The following is a 16,118-nucleotide window of genomic DNA, read 5'->3' as shown; positions in this document are numbered from 1 at the left end:
CAAAGTCGATTCGGGTATGATGGTGGGACCCGCCAGCATTGTCGGCCTGCCTCTCGCCCGCCCGCCTATTACCCACCGCCGCGATGATTTTTTCGTTCCCTCGTCATCTGGCGACAGCGTTGCTGTTGGCCGGTCTGACGAACGCCATGATCGGCGTGCGATCAACCGCCGCTGGACCGCCAGCGATCGATTTTAACCGTGACGTTCGGCCGATCCTTGCCAAACATTGTTACGCCTGTCACGGGCCCGATGAAGACGCGCGGGCGGCAGGCCTAAGACTTGATACCGAAGCCGGGGCTCGAGAAGACCTCGGTGGTTATCAAGCGATCATGCCAGGTGCACCTGATGACAGCGAACTGATGATTCGCGTCACAAGTGATGACGAAGATCTGCGAATGCCGTCGTCCGATCGTCATGAACCGCTGAAGCCGGCCGATGTGGATACCTTGCGACGCTGGATTGAAGGCGGCGCCGAATACAATCCACATTGGTCCTTTATCGCGGCAGAGATGCCTGCGATACCAGCGGTCGAAAACCAAGCTTGGTGTCGGAACCCGATTGATCGCTTCGTGTTGGCCAAGCTGGAACAACAAGGTCTGCACCCCAGTGCCGAAGCAGACCGGGCAGCGATCGTTCGCCGTGTCTATTTGGACTTAGTGGGTGTCGTGCCAAGTGTAGAGGAGGTGGATCAGTTCTTGGTTGACGAACGTCCTGACGCCTACGAACGATTGGTCGACAAGTTGCTCGCCTCATCACGTTATGGTGAACGTGCCGCAAGAAGCTGGTTGGACTTGGCGCGGTACAGCGATACCAATGGCTACGAGAAAGATCGGCCGCGAACCATTTGGCCTTATCGAGATTGGGTTATCAACGCGATCAATCAAGACCTGCCCTACGATCAGTTTTCGATTGAGCAGCTTGCGGGTGACATGTTGGAAAGCCCGACAACGGATCAAAGGGTTGCGACGGGCTTTCATCGCAACACCATGCTGAACGAAGAAGGCGGCATCGATCCGCTGGAGTACCGCTTCCATGCCGTCGTCGACCGCGTCGCCACGACGGGAACCGTATGGCTTGGTTTGACCACCGGTTGTGCGCAGTGCCACACGCACAAGTTTGATCCGATCACGCATACGGACTACTACGCGTTGATGGCGCTATTGAATAACGCTGACGAACCGGAAATGGCGGCCGATTCTGTGGCGACGATCTCCAAACAGGACCACCTACAAGCCGCGTCGGACGAATTGGAGCATTCAGTCGTCAGCAAGTTGTTCTTCGAAACGACCAAAGACAACGATGCGGTCGCAGGCTTCGTCGACTGGGCCAAGGCACGTTTGGGATCGATCGCGAACTGGAACATCGTGGTGCCAACCCAAATGAATTCCACGATGCCGTTGTTGCAGTTGCAAGATGACGGATCGGTGTTGGCATCCGGCGATGCGACGAAGCGTGACGTTTATAGGCTAACGATGCCGGCGATCGACGCGGGGGCAGTGACCGCAATCCGCATCGAAGCCCTGACCGACGTTTCGCTTCCCGCCGAAGGACCAGGACTAGCGTATTACGAAGGTCGGCGAGGCGATTTCTTTCTCAGTGAAGTCGACGTCGCAATCAATGGCGAGGCATTAGAGTTGGCCGTCGGTACAACGTCGGTACCTGGTGCGGCAGCCGGAAATGGCAAAACCTATCCGGGCAACGTCTTCGACAACGATGGCTCAACCGGTTGGTCGATCCCTGGCGGCAGCGGTCAATCCCATCGTTTGGTGATCCCCTTTGCCAAGCCAACGACTTTGGATCAACCCTGGACGGTCGAGTTGTTGTTTGAACGACACTACGTTGCCGGGCTAGGCAAGTTTCGTCTTTCTGTGACAACCGACCCGAACCCGATCGCATCGGACATTACGGTCGAATTGCAACAACGATTGACAACGACGCGTCGTGACCACGGCGATCAATCGTTTGATCTCGATCAATGGCCTGCTGATGTCTCATTCGATTTGGCGAAAGAATATTTTCGCACCGAACCGTCGCTGGCGTCGCAGCGAAAGCTGATCGAGGACATGCGACGAGCGATCCCGGTAAGTGTTCGTACATTGGTGATGAAGGAACGCCCGGAAAGTAATCCAAGAGACACACAGCGTCACCATCGTGGCGAATACCTGCAAGGCAAGGAAACGGTCGAGCCCGCAGTGCCGGAGTTCTTGGCGAACCCAGATGACCCGATGCCAGCGGACCGGTTGGAAATGGCAGAGTGGCTGGTTAGTCGTAGCAATCCTTTGGTTGGCCGTGTCACAGCGAATCGAGCTTGGCGTGAGTTCTTCGGCACCGGCATCGTAAAAACCTCGGGCGACTTTGGGACTCAAAGCGAAACGCCCACACATCCAGAACTGATCGATTACTTGGACCAGCGTCTTCGTGATCAGTCACCGAACGGATGGCAGTGGTCGATTAAACGCCTTCATCGCGAAATCGTTTTGTCGGCTACCTATCGCCAGGCGATCGCCCCGCCACCGGAGACGGATCCTAGTAACCGATTGTTATCGTCGTTTCCCTATCGACGTTATGACGCGGAACGAATTCGTGACGCGTTCCTGTCGGCCGCCGGATTGCTGTCCGATGAAATTGGCGGACCCAGTGTTCGGCCGCCACAGCCATCGGCGGTGACGCAAATCGCCTATGGAAATCCTGCTTGGCAAGCATCCGATGGGGCCGACCGTTATCGGCGTTCGTTGTACACGTTCAGCAAACGGACCGCGCCGTTTGCTGCCTATGCGACGTTCGATGCGCCGTCGGGCGAAGTCTGTATCGCCAAACGCGACCGCAGCACGACGCCACTGCAAGCGTTAACGTTGTTGAACGACGCGATGTACCTTGAAATTGCATCTGCGCTTGCCGAACAAACGTTGCGAGACTGCGGCGATGGTGCAAAACCACAGGCGATCGTTCAGCGGATGTTCCGGCGTGTGCTTTCACGTCATCCGGACGCTAGCGAAGCCGACGCCATTTTGCAGTTTTACCACTCACAGTCCGAGCATCCGCAGCCGTGGATGTTGGTTGCACGCACTTTGATGAATCTTGACGAGGCAATTACAACGCCATGAGCCATGCATTAAAACAGATCACCCGTCGACAACTGTTTCAGCAGTGTGGCGTTGGCCTGGGCAAGATTTCACTGGCATCGATGCTGGCCTCGGATCTTGCCGCCGGCGAGCCCCTGAGCGGCTTGCATCATCCGGCCAAGGCAAAGCGAGTCATCTATTTATTTATGGCCGGGGCACCCAGCCAATTGGATCTGTTCGACTACAAACCCAAGCTCGTCGAACTGGAAGGCAAACCGATTCCGCCGTCGGTGATCGCTGGTCAGCGATACGCGTTTATTCAGCCTGATGCTGCTGTCTTGTCACCCCGCTTCAAATTCGCACAGCACGGTGAATCCGGGGCGCAGGTTTCTGAGGTGATGCCGCATTTGGCAGGTGTGGTGGATGACATCGCGTTCATCCGCAGTGTCCACACTGACCAGTTCAATCACGCCCCGGCGCAGATCTTTGTTAATACGGGCAGCGGTTTGCCCGGACGTCCAGCGATGGGATCTTGGTTGACTTACGGGCTTGGCAGCGAGGCCGATGATCTGCCCGGATTTGTGGTGCTAAAAAGCGGTGACAGTTTGTCGGGCGGTGCCGCGATGTGGGGCAACGGTTTCTTGCCTGGCGAATATCAAGGCGTTCCGTTTCGTGCCAGCGGCGATCCGATTCTTCATGTCGCCACGCCAGAGGGCATCAGTGAACCGTCGCAACGCGCAACACTTGACCTGCTGGCCAAGTTGAACCGCAAACGGCTCGATACCGTTGGCATCGACGACATCGCGTCAAGAATCGAGTCCTACGAGATGGCCTACCGGATGCAATCGCGAGCGCCGGAGTTGATGGATTTTTCGGATGAATCGGATGACACCTTGGCGATGTATGGCATGGCACGCGACGATGCCGGATCATTTTCAAAGAATTGTTTATTGGCGCGGCGACTGGTCCAACGTGGTGTACGGTTTGTTCAGCTTTACCACGCCGGTTGGGATCATCACAGTAATGTCGAAGGCGGATTGCGTGGGCAATGCAAACAAACTGACCAGGGGTGCGCGGCACTGTTGAAAGATCTCAAACGTCTCGGGATGCTAGACGATACACTGGTAGTTTGGGGTGGTGAGTTCGGACGGACGCCGATGGTCGAAGCCAGCGCAGCACTCGGGCGAACGCTCGGACGTGACCACCACCCACAGGCCTACACGATGTGGATGGCAGGTGGCGGGATTCGACCGGGGCAAACGATCGGACAAACCGATGAACTGGGTTTCCATCCGGTGGAAGACCCCGTCCATGTTCACGATATCCAAGCCACCATTTTGCATCAGTTGGGAATCAATCACGAGCGTTTAACATTTACCTATGCCGGTCGCGCGTTTCGTTTGACCGATGTCCATGGGCATGTTGTGAAGAAATTAGTGGGATAACGTCTATGCATCGCATCGAACGACGCGCCGATATGGCTGTTTTGCAAGGGACACGCTGTTTACTAGTCGTACGTTGTTTTTTGTATGCATGGATGTTCGTGCAGACCTCCGCGGTCGGCACCGCGTCTGAACCCGTCGACTTCGATCGCGATATCGCACCGATCTTTCAAGATCATTGTGTGGAATGTCATTCAGCCGACGACCGCAACGGCGGGTTACGTTTGGACGGACCGTCTCCGGTTGAGTTGGAAACCGATTCGGGCGAGCCGACCATCGTTCCCGGGGATAGCGAAGCGAGTGAATTGTGGTCACGTATCAGTACCACGAGCGAAGACGAATTGATGCCTCCCGACGGCGAACGCTTGTCGGACAAACAGCTCGAATTGATCCGCCGTTGGATCGATCGTGGCGCCCAGTGGTCCACCGAGTCACCTGATGCGAACCATTCCGATGGCATTGATCAGGCTGCGAATCACTGGGCGTTTCGACCTCGTCAAACGATTGATATTCCCAATGATCCGACCGGATGGGCCAAGACTGATATAGATCGCTTGGTTGCGGCCCGCCGGCAACTCGCCGGAGTTGACGTTGCCAGCGATGCCTCACCGATCACTTTCATTCGTCGCGCGACGTATGACTTGACCGGATTGCCGCCTTCGCCGGAGGAGGTCGACGTTTTCGTCGAACGTTGCGAACAGACGGGGATGGAGACGGCGGTTAAGGAATTAGTTGATCGCTTGTTGGCGACTTCCGCCTATGGTGAGCGCTGGGGGCGTCATTGGATGGACTGGGTACGCTATGCCGATACGGCCGGTGATAACTCAGACTATCCCATTCCGCAAGCATACTTGTACCGCAATTACATCATCGATTCGCTCAATCAAGATGTCCCTTACGATCGTTTTGTTACCGAACAGATCGCGGGCGACCTGTTGCCCGCAGAATCGCTGGAACAACGAAACCGACAAACGATCGCGACCGGTTACTTGGCGATGGCTCGGCGTTTCGGATCCTTGGTCGAGCGTTATCCGTGGCATTTGACGATCGAAGATACGATCGACAATGTCGGACGTACGATGTTGGGGATGACGCTTGCTTGTGCACGTTGTCACGACCACAAGTTTGATCCCGTTTCGACCCGTGAGTACTACGGCTTGTACGGTTTCTTTGCCAGCACACAGTATCCGTTTCCTGGGTTAGAACTATTTCAAGCTCAGCAGAACTTTGTCAGTCTGATTGATCCGGCTGAGACGGAATCGCACTTGGCCAAGCATCAGCAGAAAACGGATAAGCTGACAGCCGAGCTCAATGAAAAATTGCAGCGGTGCCGCGAGCAAGCGCTCGAGAACGCCGAGCGTGAAAAGCAGTGTTCGCTCGACGAAAAGCGACAAATGCAGGATCATCTTGATGGGATGTTGATCGACGCACGCCGGGCTGGCGAAAAGCTCGCCGGGCACCTCAAGCAGATTCCTGATTATCCGACTGCCTATGCCGTCTCGGAAGCGACACCGACGAATGCCGCCATTCAGATCAAAGGCGAACCGACGCGACCCGGCGGAATCGTTCAACGCGGTTTTCCAGACGTGCTCGGCGGGCAAACGTTGACTTCGAAAATCTCAGAGCGATCCAGCGGCCGGTTGGAACTGGCCGATTGGATCACAGCACCAGACAATCCGTTATTCGCCCGCGTGATCGTCAATCGCGTTTGGCAAAAGCATTTTGGAACGGGGATTGTCCCTTCAACGAGTGATTTTGGTATCCGAGGTGATACGCCAACGCATCCAGAACTGCTGGATTATGTGGCGAACGAATTCATCGCTGGCGGCTATTCGCTCAAGCAATTGCATCGCATGCTGATGACCAGTCGGACCTATCGGTTAAGCAGTTTTGGCGACACCGATAACGAAGCAATCGACCCGAACAATCACTGGCTATGGCGATTTAATCGACAACGATTGGACGCCGAATCGCTACGTGATTCGTTGCTGCTGTTTTCGGGAGAACTTGATCGGACCCCGCAAACAGAGCCATATCCGTTCCCCAAGAAAACCGATTGGACGTTCACCCAGCATCACCCATTTAAAGGCTCCTATCCCAATAACAAACGGAGCGTCTATCAAATGACAAAGCGTTTGACGGCGGAGACTTATTTGCAAACCTTTGACGGTGCCGACCCCAATGTTTGTACTGCAGAACGCGACCAGTCGGTGACATCATTGCAAGCTTTGTATTTCTTGAATGATGACTTTGTGCATCAACAATCGTTTGGTGTTGCGGAAATCTTGCTCAAGTCCCAGACCAGTCCCCAATCACGAGCAGCCGAGTTGTTTCGTCTGGTTTTGGGGCGGAAGCCAACGGATGCTGAATCCAATTTGATTCTCTCGCATGTCGGTCAGGCTTGTCAGCAATTAACAGGTCAAGTCGAAGAGTCGGCTTCGGTTGACGTGCAAAAACAAGCTTGGGCCAGTGCGGCACGCGGAATGTTCCGACTCAACGAATTCCTATACTTGGATTGATCCGATGATAAAGTTTCAGAGTTCGCGTCGTACCTTGATGCGATCGATGATGGGCGGTTCGTTGTTGATGCCCGGGATCGTCAGCCAACTGCTTGCCGAAGATTCGATCGATACTGGCAATCCCTTGGCGCCACGGTCAACTCATTTCCCGGCCGCTGCCAAGAACGTGATCATGATCTACGCGACCGGCGGTGTATCACACATCGATACGTTTGATCCAAAGTCGACGAGCAACGGGCGTGACGGAAGCGGAAAAGACCGCTTGATGGGCAGCTTGTTTGGTGCATCTCCTAACAAGAGCTGCGGAACGATGGTCAGCGATATTTTTCCACACGTCCGTGACGTGATGGATGAGATTTGCCTAATCCGATCGATGAAGGCTTCGCATTTCGATCACAGCGAAGCGACGCTTGGAATGCACACCGGATCGCCGACCTTCGCCCGGCCCAGCATGGGATCATGGGTTAGCTATGGGTTGGGCAGCGAAAATCAGAACTTGCCAAGTTTCATCGTCATGGCGCCTCACTTGCCATACGGCGGGACACAAGTATATGCCAGCGATTTTCTACCGGCGTTCCATCAGGGAACACGTATGATTCCGGGCGAAAATCCGATCGCGAATCTCGTGCCACCCAATCAAACGGGAACGCTGCAATCATTGGAAATTGATTTCGCTCGTCAATTGAATCAGCAACACTTTGCAGCGAGAACTTCTGACAGTGCATTGGCAGCACGCATGAAGTCGTTCGAGACAGCGTTCCAAATGCAAGTTGCCGCTCCCGAAGCGTTCGACGTCGATAGTGAGCCGGAACATATCCGCACGCTATATGGGCTGGATCGTAAGACGAAGGGGCCTGGCGCGGACTTTGCTTGGCAGTGTTTAGTCGCGCGTCGGTTGGTCGAACGCGGCGTCCGGTTCATTGAGCTGATCGATACGGGATCGCGTCCCAATTGGGACAGCCATGGCGAAATGAACGAACACAAAGACTTGGCGGCGAACGTCGATCAACCGACTGCCGCATTGATTAAAGATCTACGCCAACGTGGCATGTTGAACGACACCATTGTTTTGTGGGCGACCGAATTTGGGAGAACGCCGACCAAGGAAGGGCAAAACGGTCGCGGCCACCATCGTGATTGTTTCAGCGTTTGGCTGGCCGGCGGCGGATTCAAAAGAGGACACGTACATGGTGTCACCGACGAGATCGGCAAGTACACGGTCGAGAATCCGGTAGAGGTGCATGACTTGCACGCGACCATACTCCACCAATTGGGTTTGGATCACGAGAAGCTTACGTTTCGTCATGCCGGTCGGGACTTTCGTCTGACCGATGTGCATGGCACCGTGCTGAAAGAGCTGATCGCGTGATGAAAACGGCGATTGGTTAGGACGTCTTAGTGACGGATCTTTTCGAGCGCTGCCGCGACGAACTCAGGTTCGCGTAACTCGCTGCTCGCTCGACGTGTTTTTTGGGCCCAGCGTTCAGACGCCTGTTGGTTGCCTTGAAGCGAATACAGCCGCGTCAGCTCAAGTCCACTCTTGGCTCGTTCCCAGTGTCTCCCTTTTCCTTCCGTGTCGCGGAATTGGTTTTCGCGAACGCGGATCGCCTCGTGCAAGTCTCCCGATTCTTCGCGGTAGGCCGCGGCGAAGTCATAGTTCAGCGAAGATGGCTCGCAACTGGAAAGCGGGTTGCGAGATTCCCGGAACGATGTCGCTGCCGCTTCAGGGTCACCGAGATGAAGCAGCGCGCGGGCTCTGCCAATCAATAGTGTTGCGTGTGCGGAAGGTTTCGGCGGGTTGACTAGGCCTTCTTCTGCTAGCTCTAAAACTGCATGCCACTTGCCAAGACTCGCTTGAAGCACCGCCATCCGCATGCAAGCGGAGCTGTAGTATTCATAACCCGAGTGTCGCTGGACGCAGCGTAGCAGTCGCTCGACGGCAAAGGTGGCTTGTTCGAACATGCCAACTTCGGTGTACACGGCCGCCAGATTGGACCAGTAAACGCAACCATGCTCCGGTTCATCTTGGCAAATCGAATCGAGATACTCGACGCCCTTTTCGATTTCATCTAAGTATCCGTGCGGATCCACGTCACCCATGCGATCGATGGTCAATACGTTGACCATGATTTGCTGGGGAAGACCGTTGTACCGTGCATGGCGTGCTTCTACAGCAGCCTTCATGAGGCCACGGAGTGATTCCCCATACAGGCCTGCAGAACAGGTTTCCATCCCGATCCACGCGTCACACCAAAGGGCGAATTCCTTGTCGCCGCAAGCGAGTGCGGCGTCTTTGGACTCGCGATAATAGATCAGTTTGACCTCAGGATCTTCCGCCTCGGTGGCTTCCGCAAAGAGTTCGAATTTCATCCAGTCCGTCGCGGTTGCGTCCGGGTTCGCCTCCAGCCGTTCGGCGTGATGTTGGTACCAGTCCCAGACACTCATTTCACGATCTCCATTACGGCACCACTGAATACGTCAAACGACTGGATCATTTTTCTGGCATCCATCATCCGTCCGCTAAACAGCTTCGCCATTTCACAAACCAATTCGCAACAGGCCCGTTCGAGAGTGCCTTCGTTCGCCGCGATCGCCAATTGATTGACCAACGGGCTGTTGGCGTTCAGCGTCAGGACGCCTTCTGAAGATTCGCCAGAATCCGTCAAGTCGTCGACGATGCTGGAAATTGCGTCTGCGATGCCGGGGAACAATTGATCTTTGGCCAGCGCTTCTTCCGACTCGGCAATGAATTCGGCGTGCTCGCTATACAAAAAGACTGCCGGTATCGCGTTCGGTTGAAAGTCTGCGATCTTCGTTCGCGGACAGACCTGTTTGAATGCGTCGACAAGGTTGTCAAAATAGTCCGTCGGTACATCATGCATTAGCGACTGCAAATCGGAATCCGTACGGACCAGCCGAACCGATCGATCTCGTCGGGCATATTCTTGTAAAAATGGCAAGACGCCAAACCAAGTCGCATCGATAACGGGTTTCGATTGACCTTCGAGCAAGACCTGCTCAAAGAAACTCGGTGACCGAGTCGTTTCGTAGTAAATTTTGTCGCCGGGACATTCAGCGCGGTATTGGCCAACCGTCATCATCCCACGCGTGGTACGCAGCTGAATACAGTCAGCGATTTGATCGAAAAACTCGTCGCAGGTCGCCGCCCAGCCCATGATCAAATCGGTGTGGCAGTCAACGATCAGGTTCCAGCGCCGAATGTCCTCGCGGCAAAGTGTTGCGATTTGGTGCAGCAACTGCTGTTCGATTGCTTCACGTACCAACTCGAAGTTCTCATCTTCATGAATGTCTTCGCGTGAAGCCGTTGGCTGCAGCATTGGCGATTCAATGTAGGCGCGAACAAAACGAGCCCAGCTTGGAAGAAGTGAGCGGTTGCTATCCGTGATAAACATTTTGCGAATAAAAACCGTTGCATCGCCAAACTCGTTCAGCGAGACCGTGGAACGCGACGGAACATAGATCACGCCGGAAAGTGGGATTTGAACCGTGTCGTGCCCGAGGTCGATCTGCCAATCATCAAGCTGGAATTTCCAAAGCGCATCCGCTGACCTGGGATGTGATTCGACGAAATCCTGCCACGCCAAATCAAAGTCGTCTTCATCCCAAGGTGCGTGTTGCCGGTTGATCGGATAGCGGCGATGACCGACATAAATCGGTACTGGCAGCAAGTCACAGTACATCTGGACAAGGTCTACCAACGCGTCCTCGCACAGCAGAAAACGCATCGAGGGTTTGCACTTCAATCGGATCGTGGTGCCGATTTTGTTTCGGCTTCCCGGGGACAATTCGTACGTCTCGTCCCCAGTGCTTCGCCAGAGCATGGGCTCGCTGCCACGCTGAAACGACAGTGTGTGGACTTCAACTTCCGAGGCGATCAGAAAGGCGCTCAAAAATCCGAGCCCGAATTGTCCGATCAGTTCCCGATAGCTCTCAGGATCGGTGAGCGCCGATTCCTCTCGCAACTGACGTGTGTAGCCACGTCCAATCGTGGCCAGATAGCTGACGATTTCGTCTCCGGTTAAACCACAGCCGTTGTCTTCGACGATCAAGTCGCCGGCTTCGCGATCTACAGAGATCTGAATTCTTGCCGAGAACCCATCGGCCGCTTCGATCCGTCGTCTGCTGCAGGAGTCATGCGCATTTTGTAGCAGCTCGCGCAACCCAACACGCCGGTCGGAATAGAGATGTTCGGCCAGAACCTTTAGCAAGCCAGGAAGGTGCAAATCGAATTTTGCGGACGACGAATGTGATGACATGACTCCAATCCTTGCGGGGTTTCAAAAACCACTCAAACGACCGAAGGATGGGCCCCCGATAGTTCACCGCAATCGAAGGAGGAGCAATCAGCCCCCGAATAGGTTTACCGTCAACGTCAAATATTAGTTCTTCAGATTCTTCGGGTTCCTTCGGATTCACCAACACAGCGGCAAACCGCACAAATCGCCGAGCAAACTGTCTGATCAACGACGACATGATGGTTTGACCTCACGGATGTTCCGGAAACATGAAATCCGTCACGCCACCTGATTCGTCTTATTGAGCATTGGATAGAGATCCCAGTCGTTTTCACCAATGCGTGGGTAATTGCAGATGCAAGCTCGCTATTTTGCAGATCTGACGGTGGCAATTCACTTTGCCTACGTCGCATTCGTGGTGTTCGCTCTACCGGTAACACTCATCGGCGGCGCAGCTGGTTGGAGGTGGGTTCGCAATCGATGGTTCCGTGGGCTGCACCTCGCGATGATTGGAATTGTTGTCGTCGAAGCATGGGCTGGTGTCACGTGTCCGTTGACCCTGCTCGAAAACTACCTCCGTGCCCAATCTGGAAACGCGACCTACCGGGGCGATTTTATCGCCACCTGGTTGCATGAGGCGATGTTCTTCGATCCTGAGCCTTGGGTGTTCACAGTGCTCTACACGACTTTCGGATTGGCTGTTCTCGCCAGCTTCTTTGTCGTGCGTCCGAATTGGGCGGTTGCGTCTGATGCTGAGCCGTATGGCAAAGCAACATGAGACAACTGAAAATCGCCTGAAGGCTAGTCTCCAATCGCTGGTGTCTCGCCTTTAGGGGATTCTCGGTTCCCCGAGGCTCTGAGACCACTGAGAGACATCGCGAGCGACGACTACACGTTTCACAAAACCACACGGACTCCCGTCTCCTTCGAGTCCTTAGCGCGGTCACGCCGCTTATCGAATCCGAGCGGAAAGCCGGGACGAAACCGACGCTAGCGCGTAACGGCTAACCGGATGCGCGCTGGAGTCTAGCCTTTAGGCGATTCCCGGTTCCCGGTTCCCCGAGGCTCTGAGACCATTGAGAGACATCGCGAGCGACAACTACACGTTTCACAAAACCACACGGACCCCCGTCTCCTTCGAGGCCTTTGCCAGATCGACGCCGCTAGCCGAATCCGAGCGGAGAACCGGCACGAAACCGACGCTAGCGCGTAACGGCTAATCGGATGCGCGCTGGAGTCTAGCCTTGAGGCGATCCGCGGTCCGCACCCCGCCTGCTTGCGTCAATTCCCACTACATTCAGCGCATAAAAAAGCCCTTTTGGTTCGAAGAACCAAAGGGCTTTTAAAAAAATGGCGAGACCTACTTTCACGCTGGTGGGCACTATCATCGGCTCGGAAAGCTTAACTGCTGTGTTCGGGATGGGAACAGGTGGGACCTTTCCGATATGGTCGCCAAAAGACGGCATGAGAGATATTTCGCCCAGCATGCCGCCGGTTGTTTGGTAATGGCAGTCCTTACGGGACTAGCGATCGAATCGGAGTCATGACAGGATCATGAGTGCGGGATATCGATGGCCAACCCTTCGTCCGTTAGTACCGGTTAGCTGAACACGTTACCGTGCTTACACATCCGGCCTATCAACCAGGTCGTCTTCCTGGGGACTTTCGCTGTTGCTAACGAAACCTAATCTTGAGGCGGGCTTCACGCTTAGATGCTTTCAGCGTTTATCCTTTCCGAAGTTAGCTATCCAGCCGTGCCGCTAGCGCGACAACTGGTACACCAGAGCTTCGTCCAACTAAATCCTCTCGTACTAAAGTTGAATCCTCTCAAGTTTCGAACGCCCACGGCAGATAGGGACCGACCTGTCTCACGACGGTCTGAACCCAGCTCACGTACCACTTTCATTGGCGAACAGCCAAACCCTTGGGAGCTTCTACACCCCCAGGATGTGATGAGCCGACATCGAGGTGCCAAACCGCATCGCCGCTGTGGACGCTCGGATGCGATAAGCCTGTTATCCCCGGAGTACCTTTTATCTGATGAGCGATAACCCTTCCATTCGGGATTACCGGATCACTAAGACCAACTTTCGTTCCTGCTCGACTTATGGGTCTCGCAGTCAAGCACACTTTTACCTTTACGCTCTACGCCTGATTGCCGACCAGGCTGAGTGTACCATTGCACTCCTCCGTTACTCTTTGGGAGGAGACCGCCCCAGTCAAACTGCCCGACTGACACTGTCCTTTGCCTGGATTCACAGGATCAAAGTTAGAATTAAAATATGACCAGGCTGGTATTTCAACAACGGCTCCTTCGACACTGGCGTGCCGAGCTCAAAGCCTCCCAGCTATCCTACACAAGACATATCTCAACCCAATATCAGCCTACAGTAAAGGTTCACGGGGTCTTTCCGTCTAACCGCGGGTACGTGGCATCTTCACCACGACTACAATTTCACCGGGTCGGTGGTTGAGACAGTGCTGAATTCGTTACGCCTTTCATGCAGGTCGGAACTTACCCGACAAGGAACTTCGCTACCTTAGGACCCTCATAGTTAGGGCCGCCGTTTACTGGGGCTTCGGTCGCGAGCTTCGCCGTTAGGCTAACCCTCTTCCTTAACCTACCAGCACCGGGCAGGCGTCAGTCTCTATACATCCACTTGCGTGTTAGCAGAGACCTGTGTTTTTGATAAACAGTCGATACAGCCGATTTTCTGTGGCCTCCCTCAGCGTGAACCAAAGGAGGCGCCCCTTATCGCGAACTTACGGGGCCATTTTGCAGAGTTCCTTAACCACCGTTCTCCCGAGCGCCTTAGAATTCTCATCTCGCCTACCTGTGTCAGTTTTAGTACGGTCAGTTGCTTAACCTAGCAGCTTTTCTTGGACGTCCTTCCAATGACTTCGAGAACTTAAACGCTCTCGAGCTATGCCTTGTATTACGCAGGTCATTTAATCCCCGCCAACTCGGCCTTCGCTACGGACATTTCTATTCGTACCGCTCACTTTCTGGACGCCGTCCCTGCATCGAATACACAACCGGCGAAGGAATGTTGACCTTCTGTCCATCGTCTACGCCTTTCGGCCTCGACTAAGGTACCGGCTAACCCTGGGCGGAATTACCTTCCCCAGGAAACCTTAGGCTTTCGGCGAACAGGATTCTCACCTGTTTTATCGTTACTCATTCCGGCATAATCACTCGATGACCCCGACACCACTCGTTTCCGTATGGCTTGTATCTGATCATCGACGCTCTCCTACCGCTTGTGCAAGCACAAGCCCGCTGCTTCGGTGTCATACTTACTCCCGTTCATTATCGGCGCAGAAATGCTCGACTGGTAAGCTGTTACGCACTTTTTAAATGGTGGCTGCTTCTAAGCCAACATCCCAGCTGTCACGGCACTTCAACTTCCTTAGTGACTAAGTATGCCTTAGGGACCTTAGCAGGCGATCTGGGTTGTTTCCCTCTCGACCCTGGAGCTTATCCCCCAGGGACTGACTGCCGAGATAATTTTACCGGTATTCGGAGTTTGGTTGAGTGAGGTACCCCGGGAAGGGCCCCCATCCCATTCAGTCTCTCTACCCCCGGTAAATAGTGGCTCGACGCTATCCCTCAAGATATTTCGGAGAGAACGAGCTATCTCCTGGTTTGATTACACTTTCAGTCCTCCCCACAGGTCATCCCCTCAGTTTTCAACCTAAGTGGGTTCGGTCCTCCACGCAGTTTAACCCACGCTTCAACCTGCCCATGGGTAGATCACACAGGTTTCGCGTCTGCAGCATACGACAATTTCGCCCTATTCAGACTCGGTTTCCCTTGGGCTACGTTCCGGAGGAACTTAACCAAGCCGCATACCACAACTCGCCGGATCATTATGCAAAAGGCACGCCGTCACCCGTTCAAATCGGGCTCCGACCGCTTGTAGGCACATGGTTTCAGGTTCACTGTCCTCCCCTTGCAGGGGTTCTTCTCACCATTCACTCACGCTACTGGTCTACTATCGGTCGTTAAGGAGTATTTAGCCTTACGGGATGGTCCCCGTCGATTCAATCCAGGTTTCACGTGACTGGACCTACTCAGGTGCTCCTACGGTGTGTGTCTATTTTCGTGTACGGGACTGTCACCCTCTGTGGTTGGGCATTCCTGCCACATTCCACTAACAACACACAATCCGATATTGGAGTCCTACAACCCCGGAAGGGAAACCCTTCCGGTTTGGGCTATTCCGATTTCGCTCGCCGCTACTGACGGAATCGATTTTTCTTTCTCTTCCTCTGGTTACTTAGATGTTTCAGTTCGCCAGGTTGGATTGGGAATCCCGGGATCATCGCTTGTTTGTCAACTCCCCCAGGCATTTCGCAGACTTCCACGCCCACACTCTTAACGCCAAGGCATCCCCCATGTGCCCTTGGTAGATTGGCCAACGATATCCCGAACTCAAGCTAAGTAACGTCATCCGCGAACAAGCCGCAGAGAACACACTGGCCAAAGCACCGAAGAAACCGCTGGTAGTTCAACTACCGCAACGATATCACATGGCTGGATAAGCTTTGCTTGCTAAGCTACCGAAGTAACTTCGCTCGCATCACTATTCAGCTTTTCGCACAGAATCCTGTCAGATTTCGCTCTAATTCTAAATTAGCCAACGTGCTGGTCGCTTTCGCGAGTCAGTCGCTGGCAACGCTAATTCCAAAAGAACTTTGTAGTCGCCAAGTGGTTCGTTAAAACCGCTTGGCAGATTACTGATGCCAATTACCAAACAACCAAATTGTCAAATATCAATGTTCCGGCGTTCGCCCTTTCAGGCACGTCTCGGAAGACGCTGCTTATCCGCAGCCGAG

At 54.2% G+C, this 16,118-nt stretch carries 7 protein-coding genes and 2 rRNA genes; 5 read left to right on the top strand and 4 right to left on the bottom strand.

Annotated elements, in window-relative coordinates:
- Positions 1–83 precede the first annotated feature (83 nt).
- Genes CGZ80_RS02120 through CGZ80_RS02105 form a run of 4 tightly spaced genes read left to right on the top strand, consistent with a single transcriptional unit; the run spans position 84 to position 8,392 of the window.
- Entirely contained in the window at positions 84–3,104 is a 3,021-nt protein-coding gene (locus tag CGZ80_RS02120; RefSeq protein ID WP_094411129.1) for a PSD1 and planctomycete cytochrome C domain-containing protein, read from the top strand.
- Positions 3,101–4,507, top strand: coding sequence for a DUF1501 domain-containing protein (locus CGZ80_RS02115; protein WP_094411128.1), 1,407 nt, complete (start codon positions 3,101–3,103; stop codon positions 4,505–4,507). Before CGZ80_RS02120 ends, CGZ80_RS02115 begins: the two co-directional genes overlap by 4 nt.
- Positions 4,508–4,512: 5 nt before the next feature.
- Positions 4,513–7,023 carry a PSD1 and planctomycete cytochrome C domain-containing protein gene (locus CGZ80_RS02110; protein ID WP_094411127.1) on the top strand — a complete coding sequence of 837 codons (2,511 nt, stop codon included), beginning with the start codon at positions 4,513–4,515 and terminating at the stop codon, positions 7,021–7,023.
- 4 nt (positions 7,024–7,027) lie between these two features.
- Positions 7,028–8,392: a DUF1501 domain-containing protein gene (locus CGZ80_RS02105; RefSeq protein ID WP_094411126.1), complete on the top strand. Its 1,365-nt coding sequence runs from the start codon at positions 7,028–7,030 to the stop codon at positions 8,390–8,392.
- A 26-nt stretch (positions 8,393–8,418) separates the two neighbouring features.
- Here CGZ80_RS02105 and CGZ80_RS02100 read toward each other — a convergent pair whose 3' ends face one another.
- Positions 8,419–9,468: a tetratricopeptide repeat protein gene (locus CGZ80_RS02100; RefSeq protein WP_094411125.1), complete on the bottom strand. Its 1,050-nt coding sequence runs from the start codon at positions 9,466–9,468 to the stop codon at positions 8,419–8,421.
- Positions 9,465–11,300: an ATP-binding protein gene (locus CGZ80_RS02095; protein ID WP_094411124.1), complete on the bottom strand. Its 1,836-nt coding sequence runs from the start codon at positions 11,298–11,300 to the stop codon at positions 9,465–9,467. Before CGZ80_RS02095 ends, CGZ80_RS02100 begins: the two co-directional genes overlap by 4 nt.
- Before the next feature lie 334 nt (positions 11,301–11,634).
- Here CGZ80_RS02095 and CGZ80_RS02090 point away from each other — a divergent pair, with 334 nt between their 5' ends.
- Entirely contained in the window at positions 11,635–12,057 is a 423-nt protein-coding gene (locus CGZ80_RS02090) for a DUF2784 domain-containing protein (protein WP_094411123.1), read from the top strand.
- Between the two features lie 570 nt (positions 12,058–12,627).
- On the opposite strand, the gene rrf is transcribed toward CGZ80_RS02090, so the two are convergent.
- Positions 12,628–12,736, bottom strand: a 5S ribosomal RNA gene (rrf, locus tag CGZ80_RS02085).
- Between the two features lie 114 nt (positions 12,737–12,850).
- Positions 12,851–15,699 (bottom strand): 23S ribosomal RNA (locus tag CGZ80_RS02080).
- Positions 15,700–16,118 lie beyond the last annotated feature (419 nt).

Source organism: Rhodopirellula sp. MGV (assembly GCF_002251265.1).
GTDB classification, from domain to species: Bacteria; Planctomycetota; Planctomycetia; order Pirellulales; family Pirellulaceae; genus Stieleria; species Stieleria baltica_A.
Note: the sequence above shows the minus strand (reverse complement) of the source record. Positions and strands in the feature narration are given on the sequence as shown.